General features: G+C 46.0%; 18 protein-coding genes. 7 read left to right on the forward strand and 11 right to left on the reverse strand.

The window, feature by feature from the left end:
- Positions 1-74 precede the first annotated feature (74 nt).
- On the reverse strand, positions 75-1,205 hold the full coding sequence (locus BBG47_RS14830) for a stalk domain-containing protein (protein WP_065292329.1): 1,131 nt from the start codon (positions 1,203-1,205) through the stop codon (positions 75-77).
- A gap of 251 nt (positions 1,206-1,456) precedes the next feature.
- On the opposite strand from BBG47_RS14830, the gene BBG47_RS14835 reads away from it, so the two are divergent.
- From BBG47_RS14835 to BBG47_RS14855, 6 genes are all read left to right on the forward strand, one after another.
- Positions 1,457-3,643 (forward strand): helix-turn-helix transcriptional regulator, encoded by a 2,187-nt coding sequence (locus BBG47_RS14835; protein WP_065292330.1) that lies wholly within the window; start codon positions 1,457-1,459, stop codon positions 3,641-3,643.
- A gap of 182 nt (positions 3,644-3,825) precedes the next feature.
- Positions 3,826-4,761: an ABC transporter permease gene (locus tag BBG47_RS14840; RefSeq protein ID WP_065292331.1), complete on the forward strand. Its 936-nt coding sequence runs from the start codon at positions 3,826-3,828 to the stop codon at positions 4,759-4,761.
- Between the two features lie 12 nt (positions 4,762-4,773).
- Positions 4,774-5,133, forward strand: coding sequence for an ABC transporter permease family protein (locus BBG47_RS30710; RefSeq protein ID WP_254659828.1), 360 nt, complete (start codon positions 4,774-4,776; stop codon positions 5,131-5,133).
- Between the two features lie 8 nt (positions 5,134-5,141).
- Positions 5,142-5,639, forward strand: a complete 498-nt coding sequence (locus BBG47_RS30715) for a carbohydrate ABC transporter permease (protein WP_254659829.1) — start codon at positions 5,142-5,144, stop codon at positions 5,637-5,639.
- A 30-nt stretch (positions 5,640-5,669) separates the two neighbouring features.
- Positions 5,670-7,220: an extracellular solute-binding protein gene (locus BBG47_RS14850; protein ID WP_065292332.1), complete on the forward strand. Its 1,551-nt coding sequence runs from the start codon at positions 5,670-5,672 to the stop codon at positions 7,218-7,220.
- A 318-nt stretch (positions 7,221-7,538) separates the two neighbouring features.
- The gene (locus tag BBG47_RS14855; RefSeq protein ID WP_065292333.1) at positions 7,539-7,847 is read left to right on the forward strand and encodes a hypothetical protein; all 309 of its coding nucleotides are present in this window, start codon (positions 7,539-7,541) and stop codon (positions 7,845-7,847) included.
- Positions 7,848-8,036: 189 nt separating this feature from the next.
- Here BBG47_RS14855 and qoxD read toward each other — a convergent pair whose 3' ends face one another.
- From qoxD to qoxA, 4 genes are read right to left on the reverse strand one after another with little or no spacing between them, the layout of a single operon-like run.
- The gene (qoxD, locus tag BBG47_RS14860; protein WP_065292334.1) at positions 8,037-8,324 is read right to left on the reverse strand and encodes a cytochrome aa3 quinol oxidase subunit IV; all 288 of its coding nucleotides are present in this window, start codon (positions 8,322-8,324) and stop codon (positions 8,037-8,039) included.
- A gap of 1 nt (position 8,325) precedes the next feature.
- Positions 8,326-8,922 (reverse strand): cytochrome aa3 quinol oxidase subunit III, encoded by a 597-nt coding sequence (gene qoxC, locus BBG47_RS14865; RefSeq protein ID WP_021257346.1) that lies wholly within the window; start codon positions 8,920-8,922, stop codon positions 8,326-8,328.
- Complete coding sequence (gene qoxB, locus BBG47_RS14870) at positions 8,919-10,862, reverse strand: cytochrome aa3 quinol oxidase subunit I (RefSeq protein ID WP_021257345.1); 1,944 nt, start codon at positions 10,860-10,862, stop codon at positions 8,919-8,921. The genes qoxC and qoxB overlap by 4 nt, the downstream gene beginning before the upstream one ends.
- 29 nt (positions 10,863-10,891) lie before the next feature.
- Complete coding sequence (gene qoxA, locus BBG47_RS14875) at positions 10,892-11,866, reverse strand: cytochrome aa3 quinol oxidase subunit II (protein ID WP_065292335.1); 975 nt, start codon at positions 11,864-11,866, stop codon at positions 10,892-10,894.
- A 685-nt stretch (positions 11,867-12,551) separates the two neighbouring features.
- Here qoxA and BBG47_RS14880 point away from each other — a divergent pair.
- Positions 12,552-13,499, forward strand: coding sequence for a prenyltransferase (locus BBG47_RS14880; protein WP_065292336.1), 948 nt, complete (start codon positions 12,552-12,554; stop codon positions 13,497-13,499).
- A gap of 112 nt (positions 13,500-13,611) precedes the next feature.
- Here the strand turns inward: BBG47_RS14880 and BBG47_RS14885 are convergent, their stop codons facing one another.
- The 6 genes from BBG47_RS14885 to BBG47_RS14905 all read right to left on the reverse strand — a co-directional run bounded on the left by BBG47_RS14885 (position 13,612) and on the right by BBG47_RS14905 (position 17,583).
- Positions 13,612-13,980: an MmcQ/YjbR family DNA-binding protein gene (locus tag BBG47_RS14885; protein WP_065292355.1), complete on the reverse strand. Its 369-nt coding sequence runs from the start codon at positions 13,978-13,980 to the stop codon at positions 13,612-13,614.
- A 179-nt stretch (positions 13,981-14,159) separates the two neighbouring features.
- Entirely contained in the window at positions 14,160-15,368 is a 1,209-nt protein-coding gene (locus BBG47_RS14890; protein WP_065292337.1) for a cytochrome P450, read from the reverse strand.
- Positions 15,352-15,897 (reverse strand): PadR family transcriptional regulator, encoded by a 546-nt coding sequence (locus BBG47_RS14895; protein ID WP_065292338.1) that lies wholly within the window; start codon positions 15,895-15,897, stop codon positions 15,352-15,354. Before BBG47_RS14895 ends, BBG47_RS14890 begins: the two co-directional genes overlap by 17 nt.
- A 113-nt stretch (positions 15,898-16,010) precedes the next feature.
- Positions 16,011-16,724, reverse strand: a complete 714-nt coding sequence (locus BBG47_RS14900) for a GNAT family N-acetyltransferase (protein ID WP_175400543.1) — start codon at positions 16,722-16,724, stop codon at positions 16,011-16,013.
- Between the two features lie 257 nt (positions 16,725-16,981).
- Positions 16,982-17,113 carry a DUF4023 family protein gene (locus tag BBG47_RS28980; protein WP_021257338.1) on the reverse strand — a complete coding sequence of 44 codons (132 nt, stop codon included), beginning with the start codon at positions 17,111-17,113 and terminating at the stop codon, positions 16,982-16,984.
- A gap of 98 nt (positions 17,114-17,211) precedes the next feature.
- On the reverse strand, positions 17,212-17,583 hold the full coding sequence (locus BBG47_RS14905; RefSeq protein WP_065292339.1) for a hypothetical protein: 372 nt from the start codon (positions 17,581-17,583) through the stop codon (positions 17,212-17,214).
- Between the last annotated feature and the right edge of the window lie 92 nt (positions 17,584-17,675).

A 17,675-nucleotide genomic window follows, 5' to 3' on the forward strand; every position in this document is an offset into this window, starting at 1 on the left:
CTGTGTAATATCATGACCGGGAAGCAGGTTCACTGGGATGCCTGACCCAAATGAGATCAGTCCTGAGGCTTGTCCTACTGCTTCAGTTGATATGTATAAGAGCTCGGATTCGCGCCAGCGATTCGACGAGTAAAATAGAGCACGTCTCCCTTTATATGCTCGAAGTGAAGACTGTCGCCAAACTCGTTCAATCCGTTGGCCAATGCGGAGTCGATCGATGCTTTTTCTTCGCCGGTCAGGAGGTGCTTGTATAAAGCTATCGATTCTTTGGTCCTCCTATTGAAGAGATACAGGATTTTCTGTGTGGATGGGCGCACGAGCAAGTAATCGTCGAAGGCTTCCTCCACCGTAAACGTATCGTTCTCTCCGAAAATCTCCTGTGCAGAATAGGATGTCTTGATTGTTCCGTCCGTATCGGCGAGCTTCAAGGTGCTGTTGTCGATCATGATCCATAAGTCTCCGGCTTTTTCAATGCTTTTAAGATTAGTTCCGTTTCTCTCGTAACCGACTATGGACGAAGTCGCAACTTCATGATGATGGATGATCGCTTTATAGATAACATAACTCCTAGTAGAGTCATCTTCGATTTGCAGCATATAGCTGTCATTACTGATCTGGGATGCAGTCAATATGCTGGTATCCGAAGTTTCCAAGTTTATATTTTTAAGTAAAAATGGCTTATTGCCTGTACTCATATACAGGTCTCCTATACTTTTTCGAAACCAAAATGCCGCACCCTTCTCTTTTGCGAATATATACGGCGTGTTATACGTAATATCCACGATGCCAGTCCTGCTTTCCCAAGACATCGGTACTTGCAATACGGAAGAGAACAGCTGAAGCGGAACATACAGCGCGTTGTTATGTATAATCGGGGCTCCCTCAAGCTGTATCGTTTTGCCAAAGGATTTGACTTGAGATTCCCCTACCTTCATTATGACCTCTTGTCCGGGAACAAGCACGCGAAAGGAATCGTTGGAACTATCCATCCAGGTGAAAAAGGATAAATAATGGCCAAGTGAAAACATCGGCACGTATATGCGTCCCGACTGAAATATGGGTTTACCGTTTAGTTCTGCCTCTGCATGGTTAATCCGGATGGTAATATCGGACTCTAAACCAATTTTGGGACGGAAGAGGAAGACGGCGGCTGTCAACAATACGGCGGCGGCCAAAACATAGTTTAACCACTTTAGGATCTTCAAGGATCTCCCTCCAAATAGGTATATACATTCTATATTACAGGACGAATCTGGAAAGGGGAAGGCAACAGGTCAAGGATTCGACCACGATCAATAGGCGAGAATATAGCTTGGACACATGGAAATTGGGCGAAAGAGAACTTGACGGAAGATCGAGAACTAGGCAATTGCGGGGAGGTTCGGCTAAGATAGTACTCATAAGTTTCCAGACAACTGTCTGTTCAGATCGTCGAGGAGGGGGGCAGTTTACGGTTATGTTCAAATCTACGTATTTGCGCATTTTTGTATGGAGTGGCATATTTATCACCCTCATAATTATTCCGTTCTCCTTGTTTCTTGTTCAGCGTTTCTCAGATTATGCCACTGTGCAGTTAGGTACGATGAATCGGGAGAGAATTGAGGAGACGAGGGAGCGGACGGAATTTATTCTGTCGAAGCTGAAAGGGTATGGCCTGACTATGTATGGGGATCAGACCATTCAGAACTGGATGTATTCGAATCAAGATGATCCACTGCAGGATGCAGCAGCACTCCAAACCCTATCCAAGTACCTATCGAAAGAACCCTTTTTTGAAGGCGCTTACTTATTGAATATGCGCAGAGAAAAAGTGATTGATTTCAATGTAGGGCTGATCGACTTTCAGGAATTCTCCGACCATACGATTCTCGAGAAAGTGAAGCAAGGCGCTCCCACTCTATTGCAATATTTTCATCATGAAGTAGGAAACAAATCCTACATAGGCTTATTGCTTCCGTCCTCCTATATCCGTAAGGAGCAGTATGGCTATCTCGTAGTATTGTTGAATAAGCGTGCAATGGAGCAGTACCTCATCGCGGGAGACGCTGATCCGGATTATCAAGTCGCGTTATTAGACCGGTCGGGGAGACAGGTGCTTGGCGCAATCAACGAGTCAATTATGCCTGAGGTTATTCAGTCCAGATCGAATGATAAACATGGTGCTCTCGAACTCAAGACCGAGGGGGAGAGACTGTACATCAACTATATCGACTTAGAAGCGCAAGGCTGGACCCTATATTCGCTCTCGGGAATGAAGCAATTCCGGCAGCAGGCGACGACTTTTCAGCAGACGATCGTGCTGTACTCGGTACTTCTGCTAGTTGTCCTGCTCATCGTTGTATTTTGGAATTCACATCTCTTCTTCAAGCCCTTCCGAAGACTGGCGAATCAGGTTCACGGGAAGCTTGGAGTTCATGCTGTCAGTGATTACGATGCGATTCAGCAGAGTGTCACGCTGCTGCGCGATCATTCCCCCCTTATCAAGACGGAATACCTGCGTCAATGGATTCTTCAGGGCAGATTGGGAGACAGCACGCGGGCAGCGCTTGCTCGTGAATCGAGGATTCTTCAACACGAATGGATAAGGCTGTCTGTCGTGAAGATTGATGGCTTCTATGACATTGCGGAGCAATATGACTTTATGTCCCGGAAGCTGCTCAAGTATGCAGTTGGCAATATTGCGGAAGAACTTCTAGGCAGCGAGAGCCGAACGATCGAAGTAGTCGACTTTGGCGGTGATCACCTGCTGCTTCTGATTGGAGTTGCCGAACCTGCAGATGATGTGATGGAGCAATTAACGGAGCTCCGTCGTCAGGCTAAGGAGCATGTGCAGATGAACATCACTGTTGCTTATAGTGCAGCCAAGCATGTTCGCGATGATATGCGTGTTGTCTATGATGAGCTATGTGAGGTGACATTGTTCAAGTTCGTTAGCGGCGAGGATCGTATTTATACGGAGCAGGAGTATGAACGATACGCAGATTTGCACTGTCAGCCGGATGATATATTGCTGGATCAGCTCATCCAGTCTATTCGGAGCGGCAAGGAAGAGCAATCCTTGAACCTCCTGGAGCAATTATTTGCAAGATTGCAGACGATGAGGTATTCAGAATGTCAGTTCCAGCTGCGGCTATTATTCTTCTCTTTCGTCAAATCCTTCAGCAAGCTGACTTCCATTGATAATGTGGAGGGGATGGAGCAGCGCCTGAAGAGGTTCACGAAGCTGGAGGATATCCATATGTGGATGAAGGAAGAGATAGTCCGTATCATGTCGCTGCTTGGTAATCAGAAGAGCTTGAATCGCAAGGGGAAGATCGTTCAAGAGGTGGTCGAATATATTCAATATCATATTCACGATCCAGCACTGTCCGTCGATGATATCGCAGACCATATTGCACTCTCCGCCAAATACGTGCGCCAGCTATTTCTCGATCATTATGGATACTCCATGTCTCAGTACATACTCAATAGGCGTATCGAAATGGTGAAGGAATTGCTGCTGCATTCCGATTTGAGTGTTGCAGATATTTCACAGCAGGCAGGCTTCCAGACCAAGAGCCACTTCTTCACCGCCTTCAAAAAATCAACAGGGATGACACCAGCACAGTACCGACTGGAGCAGGTGCAAGAGGCAAGTGGTTAGCGGAGGGAATGAGCCGTAAACGCAAATAGAAGCCAAATCGGCAAAATAAGAACCCTGACATATACCACAGCAGAACCTGATTCGGCCAATGAGAACTAGTGAGATCCATAGGTGAACTGCTACGATGACCCTATTACTCAATGGTTCCACACATAGATCGTGAATAGTGAGGAGGGGAGGCTTTGCGACGTACAAAAAGAGGAGGCCATGGATTTGTTTATGAGATAAGGGAGAATCGATACCTATACTTACTCGCTCTGCCAGGGCTGCTGTTTCTGCTTCTCTTTGCTTATATGCCAATGCTGGGGCACTTGCTGGCTTTCCAGAGATACCGGCTTGCCGATGGACTGTTCGGCAGTGAGTGGATAGGCTTCCAGAACTTCGAGTTCTTCTTTCAAGGCAATGACTGGCTGCGCGTCACATGGAACACCGTATTTCTGAACGGATTATTTCTTGTGTTCGGTCTTGGGACAGCAGTTGTGCTCGCCATTCTGTTGAATGAGGTCACAGGCAAGTGGTTCAAGAAGACCGCGCAATCATTTGTCTTTCTGCCCTACTTCATTTCTTGGCTCGTTGTCAGCATGTTGGTGCAGACGATGTTCAGCTCAACAGAAGGAATGATGAATCAGGCATTGACGGCGCTTGGCTTTGAAGGGGTGGATTGGTATCTATCCCCTGGAGTATGGCCGTATATTCTAACCTTCGTGTACGTATGGAAGGTAGCGGGATACAACTCCATTATCTTTCTGGCATCGATTACGAGTATTTCTTCTGAATATTATGAATGTGCCAAAATGGAAGGGGCGAGCCGCTTCCAGCAAATCATGTATATCACGCTTCCGCTATTGCGTCCGATCATCATCATTATGACGCTGATTGGCATCGGCCGAATATTCTACGGGGATTTTGGTATGATATACGCCATTATTGGAGATGTTGGCGTATTATTCCCAACGACGGATGTCATTGATACGTATGCATATCGCGCGCTGCGGCAGATGGGCAACTTCAGCATGTCCTCTGCGATTATCCTCTATCAGTCTCTTATGGGACTCATCGCCGTTGTTTTTTTCAATTGGTTGACACGGAAGGTTGACCCAGATTCTAGATTGTTCTAAGGTGTGATGAACATGCGTGAACGATTGTTTCTTGTCATTGTATATGGTTTTCTAATTGGTTTTGCCCTGATTTGCTTCATCCCGTTTTGGATTGTGTTGATCAATTCCTTTGCGAACGAATCCTATATCCAGACTGCTGGATATCAGTTGTTCCCCACGTCCTTCAGCTTAGATGCGTACGCCATGCTCTTGTCCGGAGAGCAGGTCTTCCGGAGCTATGGTGTCACGTTATTTGTCACCATTACCGGAACGGTGCTTGGCGTTCTCCTTACAGCTTCCTATGCATACGTGCTGAGTCATCCGAAGGTGAAATATCGGAATATTCTGTCCTTCCTGACCTTCTTCACGATGCTGTTGGCGCAGGACTTGTAGGATTCTACATGCTCATTGCAAACTGGCTTAATCTGAAAGACTCTTTATGGGCTCTTGTCCTGCCATACCTGCTTAACCCGTTCTATGCCTTCATCCTTGTGTCCTATTATCGGTCTCTGCCTTATGAGTTGAACGAAGCAGCCACTGTGGATGGGGCCAATGACATTCGTATCTTCTTCCGTGTCATATGGCCGATTTCCTTGCCGGTCATTGCAACGGTTGCTCTGTTCTATGCGCTGCAATATTGGAATGACTGGTACTTGTCGCTGCTATTTATTGATAACTATAAGCTTCATCCGCTGCAGATGATGATCAGGCAGCTGATGTCTAACTTGAATGCCATGGCATACGTAGCCGGGAGCAGGACGGAATACAATATTGTCGTCCCAACCTACGGCATGCAGCTTGCTATTGTCTGCATCACAATTGGGCCGATTGTGTTCGTATATCCATTTGTACAGAAATATTTCATTAAAGGCATGACATTAGGATCCGTGAAAGGCTAATTCATATCTTGTTGTAGGGGGGACGAAGAAATGAAAATGAAACGCTGGTGGAAGATCTCGCTTGTGTTGCTATTGTCCTTGTCTCTGATTGTGGGCTGCTCGAAAGGGACGGAAGGATCGTCCAGCACGGATGCCTCGAAGGGGAGCGAGTCGTCAGGCAGTAAATTGGAACCGGTTACATTGAAGATTATGATCCCGGGAGACCGTCCGCCAGATATGGATCTTGTCATTGCTGAAGCAGAAAAGCGGATGAAGGATACGATTAACGTCAAGCTGGACATCGTATTCGTGCCGTGGGCTGACTTGGGACAGAAGACACAGGTGACCCTTGCTTCTGGTGAAAATATCGATCTGATCTTCGATGCACCATGGCTGCATATCAATCAAATGATTGCAGACGGCTACTATGAGCCGCTAGATGATCTGCTCAAGCAGTATGGCAAGAACGTGTTAGAGAAGCGTCCACAGCAAATGTGGGATGCGAACAAGTATGACGGCAAAATCATGGCAGTGCCGCTTGGATTAGTCTACATGGCGGGCAACGCTTATGTCGTGCGCAAGGATATTCGTGAGAAGCTGGGTGTGCCGCCTATCAAGACCTATAAGGAGTTAATTGATTTTGCTTACAAGGTGAAGGATAAGGAGCCGGGCATTGCGCCGTTTACGGCGGCAGGAACTACCGGGCAGCAGACGTATTCGATTGTCGGCCAGCGCAGTCTTCATGATTACATTACGCATGCGCGGTTTACCCATGCACTCGGAAGCAGTCTGACCTTATACTACAAAAATAATGATGGCAAGGTATTCAATCTGTTCGAGGATAAGGAACCGATTATGGCATGGTTGAAGGAGGCCAGACAGATGTATAAAGATGGCCTCGTATACAAGGATATTTTGACTGCGAAGGATTTCATTCAGCCTTTCATGAGCGGGAAAGCCGCTATCGTGACGAAGGGATCGTTCGGTACAGGACTCTCCTTCGATCAACAGTTCAAGAGCAATGTTCCGAACGGTGATCTGGAGACCGTGACCTTCTTCGATCCGACCAAAGGGGCAAATATCTCGAACTTCAAGCAGTGGAACTTCCTCGCCGTTCCGAAGGTAAGCAAAAATAAGGAACGCGCTGTCATGTTTATGGATTGGGCGAATCAGAAGGAAAATTATGATCTGCTGTCCTACGGGATACAAGGGAAACATTGGGAAGCTCTTGGCGACAAAGAATTCAAATTGCTCGATACGAAGGGGTATTCGCAATTCGGCTATGTATGGGTATGGAATCCAATCGATGAGCGGACAGATGTGGAAGCAGACAAAACGTACGAACACTTCGATGCTGTACTCCGCGATGCAGACAGCTTCACGAAGGATATTCTGACGGGATTTGAATTTGATTCCTCTGCTGTACAGAATGACCTTAGCCAATATAATACGGTCGAAGCGAAGTACTATCCTGCGTTGTTTAATGGCGTCCTCGATCCTGAGGAGACACTGAAGAAGTTCGAGGCTGAGGCAGGGCCTTCCCTCAAGCGGATTCAGCAGGAGCTGCAGCGTCAAATCGATGCCTTCTTGGCAAAGAAGTAGATTATTACAATGATGAGGCTATCCTGAGTTCTTGTTACCTTCAGGATAGCCTCTTCACTGATCAGAACAACGACAAACAGTGAACTCCAGAATTAGTAACGTTATAGTTCTAATTATCGATGTAGGGGAAGTGATAGTACGAAAGCATCTTCGATTTGCAGCCAGATGCTGCTTCTATACATCTTGGTACCTAATTTTTCTTATTTAGCGCAATAATCGATAAAATTTTATGTAAAAAACAAAATATCGACAAAATCATACTTTTTACCTATAATTATTCCTTGTATATGTAAATCATGGAAAGGGGAAATTGTAAAGATGATGATTACCTTGAAAAATGCTGCAGGTGGATTAAAGAATGCAAAGCTGGGCTTCAGTTGGACAACCCTCTTCTTCGCGTTTTTCCCAGCACTGTTCAGAGGCGATTTGAAGTGGGCGTGCATTATGTTTATTTGCTCGTTTCTATTCGGATTATTCACGTTGGGGATTGGAGCGTGGATTCCGGGAATTATCTTCTCTTTTATCTACAACAAAATGTATATCAAAGAATTGATGGAAAAGGGCTATCATCCAGCTGACGAGCAATCACGCTCCGCAATGCAAGCAAAAGGCATGGTCGCTGCATAACGAATTTATTCTTCATACAGGCACCAACGTTCCATACTAGTCATAAGGTCCAAGCAACCACTCTAGGACGTGGATGCTCTTATGTTGAACGGTTAGGTTGTACTTATACGATGACAACCAGAATACAGCACATATAAAAAGAGGCTATCCCGAAGTCTTGCGACTTCAAGGATAGCCTCTTCGTTCTTCTTACAAGTAACCCCAGATCATCGTGAACAATGTACCGAACAATGTTACGAGAGCTACGAATAATGCGTACAGAATATTCGTATAGTTGGCTGTTTTCGTTGTCTTATCTTCATCGATATGCATGAACAGGAACAATTGCACGGCAGCCTGGATAGCTGCGCAGATGATCAAGATTGTAAGTCCTGTTGTGAATGACATATCCCATACAATGACGGCTAACGCAACGACAGAAAGGACGAGAGAGAAGACATAACCCATTATATGACGTATCGGGAATAGTTGTTTCATATCACATCATTCCTTTCAAGTATACGAAGCTGAAGATAAAGATCCATACTACGTCAAGGAAGTGCCAGTACAGCGAGAAGATGAACGACTTGTTCGCTGTATCATGTGTAAATCCTTCACGCTTGATTTGCATCATCAATCCGGATCCCCACAGAAGACCCATCGTTACGTGCGCACCGTGTGTTCCAAGCAAGACGAACAAGCTGGATAGGAAGGCAGAAGTTTGCAGTGTTGCACCTTCATGCACGTAAGTGACGAATTCGAAAATCTCAACGCCCAGGAAGCCTAGGCCGAGCAGCAGCGTGATTCCGAAGAAGACCATGGCTGGCTTCTTCAGTTTCATGCGCATGCTGTGAATCGCAAGTCCGCAAGTGAAGCTACTCGTTAAGAGCAGGAATGTCTCCAGCAATACAGGCTTGATTTCAAAGATTTCTTTGGCAGACGGGCCGTTGCCCGTACGAGTCCACAGTGTAAAGTAAACGGCGAACAAAGTCGCGAAGAGTACAATCTCCGCGCCGAGGAACAGCCAGAAGCCGAAGATCCGGTTACGGTTCTCCTCTGTCTGATATTCTAGCGGCAGCGTATTATCGATCTTCATGCTCTATCACCCCGCAATTGTTGTTCCGTCTTTTTGATTTCCTTCACCGAGATATGGCGGCCATGATCCCGTTCAAAGGAACGTACTGCAAGCATAATCAGAATGAGGAAGCTTGTGATAATGGCAGGTGTCCACCACATAAATACCATAAAGAATCCCCAGAAGAAGAAGATAACACCGAGAATGAACGGCTGGCCGTTATTGTTCGGCATATGGATTTCTTCAAGCTCACCTTCGAACAATGGTTGCTTGTTCTTTTTCCAGAGCCAGAAGGCATCAAGGCTCTTCACCTTTGGAACGATAGCAAAGTTATATTCAGGCACCGGACTGTGCGTTGCCCATTCAAGCGAGCGTGCATCCCACGGATCGCTCGTTGTATCTCTAGGCTGGTAGCGGAAGCTCCAGTAAATGTTGTACACGAGAATCGCGAAGCCGATAGCAAGACCGACAGAACCGATTGTTGCAAGCAAGTTGAGCGGGCCGAAGCCAGTTTCTGCAGAGTACGTGTACATACGGCGTGTCATACCTTTCAGTCCCAAGAAGAACAATGGAAGGAATGTCACGTTAAAGAAGATTGCGATGAACCAGAAGCTGATCTTACCAAGACGCTCGTTCAGGCGGAAGCCGAACAATTTAGGGAACCAGTAGTACATACCTGCGATAACCGCAAATACGGTACCTGGAATCAATACGTAGTGGAAGTGAGCAACCAAGAACATCGTATTGTGATACTGATAGTCAGCACTTGCCATTGCAAGCATAACGCCTGTTACGCCACCAATCGTGAAGATTGGAATGAAGGCCAAGGAGTACAGCATCGGTGTTGTGAACTGTATCTTACCCTTTCGCAGGGTGAACAGCCAGTTGAATATCTTAACCCCGGTCGGAATTGAGATCGCCATCGTACTAACGGAGAAGAATCCGTTAACCATTGCGCCATGACCCATCGTGTAGAAGTGATGCGCCCACACGAGGAAGGACAAGAGCGAGATGGCTACCATACTGACAACCATCGATTTGTAACCGTACAAGTTCTTGCGAGAGAACGTTGAGATAATTTCACTATATATACCGAAGGCCGGCAAGATAACGATATATACCTCAGGATGTCCCCATACCCAGAACAGGTTGGCCCAGAGCATATCCATACCGCCGTTGGCCATCGAGAAGAACTGAGAGCCGAACATGCGGTCGAATGTCATAAGCGCAAGCGCTACAGTCAATACAGGGAATGCGAACAAAATGATAACGTTCGTGATCAGAACCGACCACGTGAACATTGGCATTTTCATCAATGTCATGCCAGGTGCGCGCATTCTCAAGATTGTAACAATGAAGTTGACGCCTGTCATCAAAGTACCAAGACCTGCAATCTGCAAAGCGATCGCATAGAAGTTATTCCCGATCTTCGGTGCAAGCTCAGGACCTGCAAGCGGGAAGTAAGATGTCCAGCCCGCATCCGGGGAGCCCCCGATAACGAACGAGATGTTGAACAGCATTGCTCCCCAGAAGAACAGCCAGAAGCTGACTGCGTTCAGGCGAGGGAATGCGACGTCGCGTGCCCCGATTTGGAGCGGTATAACTACGTTCATCAAGCCGATAATAAATGGCATCGCCATAAAGAGAATCATAATAACGCCGTGCGTTGTAAATACTTCATTATAGTGCTGGGCATCCAAGAACTTCATATCAGGTGCAGCCAGCTGCGTACGCATCATCAGAGCGTCCATACCGCCGCGGAACAGCATGACCAGGGCACTCAGGATGTACATGATACCGATTTTCTTATGGTCAACGGTTGTCAGCCATTCCCGCCACAGATAGCCCCATTTTTTGAAATAGGTCAAGCTGAAGATGATGGCTATCGTCACGAGCACGATGCTGGCCATAGCGCCATAAATCATCGGTTCGCCGGTAACGAAAAATTCGTCCCATTTCATAGTCTCAAATTACTCCTTTCTTGTTCAATCTAGTTGCCATGTTGAGAATGATCCATCTCTTGGTGTTCATCGTTGGAATGTTCCATTTTCGAGTGATCCATTTTCGAGTGGTCCATTTCTTTATCCGATTCCTTATGAGAGTCGTCATGAGACGATCCACCATGATTGTGGCCGCCATGTTCGCCCTCTGGTGCTGGTCTGAATGTCAAGTGTGTGGAGGAATAAGATTTCCGTCCCACAAATTCGGTCTTCAGCAAGGAGTTGAATTCCTCTTCTGTCAATTCAGAAGCGGTACCCTTCACTTCTTTTACCCACTCTGTGTACTTGGTAGGGGACATTGCGAGCACTTCGAATTGCATGTGTGCAAAGCCTTTACCGCTGAAGTTCGAGTTTTTACCCATAAATGAACCTTCATGATCAGCTGCAAGGTGAAGCGTCGTCACCATGTCGCTCATCGCGTACTTCTGACCGCCAAGCTGCGGTACCCAGAAGCTTGTAATCGGTCCGTAAGAATAGAGACGGAACTCGATTGGGCGATCCGTAGGGATATTCAGATAGTTCACCGTTTCAATGCCTTCTTCTGGATAGCTGAAATGCCATTTGAAGTTCGAAGATGCGGCATAGATAACGAGTGGCTTCTGATTGTCATAGCCTTCTGGAGGCGATTCTACTGCAACAGTAGAGCGAATCGTCACAACAGATAGCACGGTTACAATAATGACCGGAATTAACGTCCACGTAATCTCCAGCCACTTGCTTCCTTCCTCATGAGGAGGCTCATAATCAGGTGCTGATTTTGAAGCGCGATACTTCGTTAACATGAAAATATAAAGTGCGTACACGACGAACAAAATTCCTGCCATCATAATCATGGAGAAAATAATGACGTCGGACTGCGTCTTGGCCTGAGGACCTTTCGGATTCAAAACATCTAATGAATCACAACCGGTCAAGAGGACAAGAAGAGCTGCGAATAAGGTGAATAACAACCCTTTCTTTTTCATCAAGGTACCCCTTTCTCTGTTGGTTGGCTTTATATATAGTAGGAAATCGGGATATTGTAACCATGCTATATCTTATTAGGAAGCACTCTGAATTACAAATGACATAGTGATCCTTAGTTGACATAGATATCCATATAAGGATCAAGTTTTCCTGCCCAAATTAAGCCCAAAAGCCGAAAAAGTGATAAATATCATTGAATTTCCGCCAAAATCGCCGTTTTTGAAATTTGTTCATAATTGCCTCTAAGACCATCAAGTGTACCAATACTGTCACAATTGTGCGCCCTTCAAAGGGGGTAAAACCCACATTATTCCTCAATTTTAAAGGATTTGTGTACAACAGAAGTGAATGTGCAAGTTGGTATGAACCGTGGTATATAAGCAATAGGGAGATCCGAATTGCTCGTTCTAGCGCACGCTCGCTCCGTTTTGTAATGCATCGTTTACGAACAGCACAGAATAACCATTCATAACGATTGTTAGGAAATAATTCTAATTTTAAGTAGGATAGAGTGTTTTTAGCTCTAATTACTCGTGAATTCGCGGGTTTTCGCTAGAATACGACACTTTATGAGGTAGAATATATCATCCGCTATCCGAGGAAGGCGGATTTTGATATATTTTTATGTGGGTTCGAGAACAGTGGCGGTACACCAATTTATTTGCGAAACATGGGGGTAACGAGGTGAAGGTTGGGCAATTTTTTAGGTTAGTTGAAATCCAAACGAAAGTAGCGAGCATGATACCGTTCTTCATCGGAACGTTATACGCGCTATATCGATTTCATGAATTTCGGCTAGTTCCATTTCTACTTATGTTCGCCTCATTATTGTCTTTCGACATGGCGACCACGGCCATTAATAATTATATTGATTACAAAAAGGCGATTAAAACACACGGATATGGTTATGAAGTACACAATGCGATTGTATCCTATGGACTTAAGGAGTCAACGGTAGTCGGGGTCATTGCGACGCTTCTTGTAACGGCCATAAGTTCTGGGGTTGTCTTGGTGCTGCAGACGGATATTCTTATTCTTGGGTTAGGAGGCTTGTCATTCCTTGTAGGTTTCCTCTATTCGCTGGGTCCGATTGCGATATCACGAATGCCGCTTGGCGAGTTGTTCTCCGGATTGTTTATGGGGTTCGTTATCATTTTCATTTCTACATACATACATGTAGACAAGGAACAGCTTGTATCACTGGCGATTGACTTCCGGATGGCTCATCTCGATATCAATCTAATAGAAGTGCTGTTGGTGTTCGCGATATCGATTCCAGCTGTTCTGAGCATAGCGAATATTATGTTGGCCAATAATATTTGCGACATTGAGGATGATCTGGCGAACAAGCGGTATACACTGCCCGTATATATCGGGAAGCCGAGCGCACTGATGTTGTTCCAATGGTTGTATGTGGCGGCGTACCTGGACGTCATTGTCCTCTTTGCCATCGGGGTGCACCCCTTGCTGTTGCTGCTTATTGTGGCGACGTTCATTCCTGTACGAAGAAATATGAAGAAATTCATAACGAAGCAGACGAAGGAACATACCTTTGTACTGGCCGTGAAGAACTTCATTCTGATGAATGCTGCTCGTATCCTTGTGTTGGGATTAGCAATCTTATTCTCTTGAAAATAAGACAAGGGATGTGCCGCTTGGCACATCCCTTGTCTTATTTGTCCGCAAAAAGACGTCATCCATGTAGAACCTTGACGTCCTCCGAACCGTAAAGGTGAATGATCACCTACACTCGCCCCATCAATTGATTTGCGGTAATGATGGCTTTCTCTTCTCTCGTCAGAGACTTAAAGACGAGATCATAAGAGTGGTCAATGAGCATCTGAATATCTTGATCACTTAAGCTGCCATTGAGCGCCACCGTGTTCCAATGTCGCTTGTTCATGTGATAACCCGGTGTGATCTCGGCGAATTGCTCGCGCAGGGACTCGGCACGGAAGGGGTCACACTTCAACGTAACACTTGGAGAACCGTCCGTTTCACGGAACAAAGCAAACATTTTGCCGCCTACACGAAATACGGGAATTTCGTCACCGAACGGGTAGGTTAGACGAGCGCCTTGTTTGTCAAAACAATAGTCAATCCAATCCTGCATGTCGAAACATTCCTTTTCATAGATGAAGATAGTTATCTTTAGCATATCGAAAGGTTGATAGAAATGCAACGGGGCGGATTGACTTCTGTAAGTTCATTTAAAAAATTTGTCGAATTTGCTAAAAATACGGCGATAGATTTCTCTTGTTGCGGAAAGGTGGAGTTGGAGATGGAAATGGACTATCCATGAATTCGGATCGGTAGGCTGGAGAGTTTGTGGCTGTGATCAGGCATATGCTCGTCAAGGTAGAAGGTCTCCGATGCGGAAGCGAAAGGGAACCGCTTGACGAAGGATGTTATCGCATATTCTGCCTCCAGCCGGGCAAGTGGTGCGCCAAGACAGAAATGATGGCCGCTGCCGAAGGTCAAATGCTTGTCGTTGCCTATGCGATGAATATCGAATTTCTCTGGATGGGCAAATTGTCTGTCGTCCCGATTCGCGGAACTCATCCAAGCGATCACGATCTGCCCCTTCTTCATAGGCGGGCCGAACACATTCGTATCCTGCGTGATTGTACGATCAATGGATATGTGGAACCGGTGGCGCAGTGTTTCGTCGATCGCTTGCGGGGCAAGCTCAGGATGTTGGCGCAGCTCTTTATAAGCAGACGGTTGATCATAGAGCAGACTATAGAAACAATTCGTAATGAGTGTAGTTGTCGTTTCATTTCCGGCACCCAAGAGGCCGATACCAGTTCTTGCGATTTCCTCATCGGTCAATCGGCTTCCTTCGTATTCTGCCATGGTCAGGTCGGACAAGATGTCATCTTGAGGGTGTGCTCGTTTCTCCAAAACAAGGGGGAGTAAATATGCTGAGAATTCTTTAATGGCAGTGTCTTTTTGAAGCTTCTGCTGCTCAATGCTCCCCCGATGATGGCCCATGAACAAAATGTTGGACCAGTGTTTGATCTGTTCCCAATCCCGTGACGGCACGCCAAGCAGGTTGGCAATTACGGTCACAGGCAGCGGGACAGCGTATGCCTTCACAATGTCCACCGTGCTCTGTGATTGCATGTTGTCAAGTAATCCATCGACGATTGCTTGAATTTTCGGCTTCCACTGATCCAAGCTGCGTGGAACGAATGCTTTGGCAATAAGCGCACGGCGCTTCCGATGTATCGGCGGATCCGAGAGGGTCAGGCTGATACCGCTGTTATCCCTCGGAACGGGGACGATACTACGGTCGCGTACGCTGGAGAAGAGTTGATGATCCGAGAGAACTCGTTTTGCATCCTCATAGCGGAATACATTCCACACATCCTGCTCTGCGTCGTAATAGACAGGGTTCTTTTCACGCATATGCTGGAACCAGGCATACGGATTCCACAACTGCTCTTTCGTTTTGAACCCAGTAATCTCATGAATAAAAATTTCACCCTTTGTTTTCAATTGATTTACCTCCTCCGTAATTGTATAGCTGGTCGTTAAGAGTTTCGATCCAGTTCAGTTCGTCTCGAAGCTTCTTGATCAGGAATTGAAACGTGCTCATGGCGAACGGTTTTCCTTCGGTGAGTGACTGTCCTTGGGTAATGATTTCGAGTTGGCTGCGAAGATAATCGGTTCGGGCGTTCAAAATCGCCTGCTGTTCGGGAAGCTGCAAATAATCGAACAAACTAACGCGAACAATGAATTCATTCTCATGAGCTGCAAATTCCGGAGGGAATTCCCGCAGCAGCTTATGGAACATTTTTTTTCCTAACTCAGTAATGGCATACATGTGGCGGGAAGGCTTCCCAGGCCGGGCGTCCACTTCTTTTGTAATGGCCCCCATCTGTTCGAACTTGCGAAGGGAGGGATAGAGCATATTGTTGTTGACACGGATGGTGTCAGCAAACAGACGCTCCAACTGCTTCTTTACCTCATAGCCGTGCTTAGGCTTAATCATGAGATGATGAAGCAACAATATATCGATGTACATATGTCCTCCTGTTCGTATATAAATTAGAGCATAGGTTATTTTAACCTATGCTCAGGGATAATTGATCATATGCGGCTTAGTAAATGTAAATACATGTAAAAAGTGTGAATTATCTATTTGTCGGGACGATACACCATGCAGTATTGTTGGGATACGCTATTCCCGGGCATTGGGATTGTATCCACCACTTCAAATCCATAATGTCCATACAAGGAAATGTTGCTAGGGTTATGTGTCTCCAGCGTGCAAGGAATGCCACGCACATCGCACTCAGAGAGCAAGGGCCTCATCAATTGGCTGACGAAACCCTGGCCGCGGCATTGCGGCTGCACGACAAGCATGTCCAAATGGATATAATCCTGCTCGTTCAGTTCGGATATCCAGGCGGAGCTCATGGAGTTAAGCGTTGACAGTCCACGTAGAAATTGATGGAAGCTGATATAACGGCACATGGGGATTGATTTGATAATTGCACAAGCAATTCGGTACAAGTACTGTGCATGTGAGAACCGGGACACTCCTGTCCGCTCAGAGCGGAACACGAGGGCAACGGCTTCAAGCCGTTCGGACGTTGCATACAGGTCGGCTTCCCCATACAGCATGGCAATATAGTTGCGGAAGAAGATGATGAGCACCTCAAGGCGGGTTGTCCGCTCCGGAAGCATATGCTCATATAGCGGGTCATCCATAAAGCCTTGCGCAAGGACGACGGCAGCTTGGCGGATATCTCTGCGGCGTAGTTTTACGTAGCTGGGTTCGGAAGTTCTGTTCGTTGTAACGTTAGCGTGACTTGCTCTTGAATTACAAATGGTTCCACCTCGGATCATGATTCAATGTAAATAAGGCTCCACGTTAGGCTTTCTTTGCTTGTTCATTTAGTCTGCCGAATTTCGGAAACCCCCTGTCTATCGTACTGCTGCACATTCGTCTAAGTCAACGCATGCGCCCGTCCTTCTGTTTGGCGTTGTAGATAAAGTTAGAGTATGCAGGATGAATGATTCCCCTATATAGTAAACAAGCCGTGCAGGATTCCTTACCGCGATTGAATGCGGCTTCGGGATCTTTTGCGCGGCTTTTCTTTTTTTTATTTGTTAGTGCTGTGCTGCTTTCCCGGCAAGCTTGAACCCGGGTTGCCTTCGCCATGGCGCTGCTGGTTGCGCTTCGCCTTCTGCTGGTCTTCATGCAGTTTATCCACGAATTGCTTGGTGTCTTCCATTGAACAGATCCCTCCTTGTTAGGCATTCCTTGATACTATAACCGGTTGAAGGGAAAATCATGTCCACATAAAGGCGGTTTACTAAATAGCAGCACTTGTTACTTGTTCCTCGTTGTCAAATAGAAAATGCCTAAAATAGCGGCATAGGTACATGTGAACACTCTAGATGTAATTTTCATGGTTTCATCATCGGCAAATAGGTGAATGAAAAAATTAATGCCTAGAACGATACCGAAACCGATGTAAACTCCTCTGTAAAATTCGGAGTAAATCCCCGTCTTTTTATTCGCTCTATCTGGCTGCTCCCTATCGTCCCTTATTCTGAGTAGGAGCATCATAATTGCGAAATATAAAATGGCGCCAGAAACGGCAATCTCCTGTATGAGAGGATTGGGGATGAAAAAGTACGCAAAAACGGCAAATGCTACGATGATCGCAAGAAGAATGTAACTAAATCTTATTTTTTTCAATTAAAACCACTCCTTTTTAATAAATCCATTGTTGACAATATTATACAACATGGTAACATAAAAATGGATAATATTTCCTGAAGAAAGGGTGA

The organism is Paenibacillus sp. KS1, from assembly GCF_001680695.1.
Classification (GTDB): Bacteria; Bacillota; Bacilli; order Paenibacillales; family Paenibacillaceae; genus Paenibacillus_B; species Paenibacillus_B suaedae.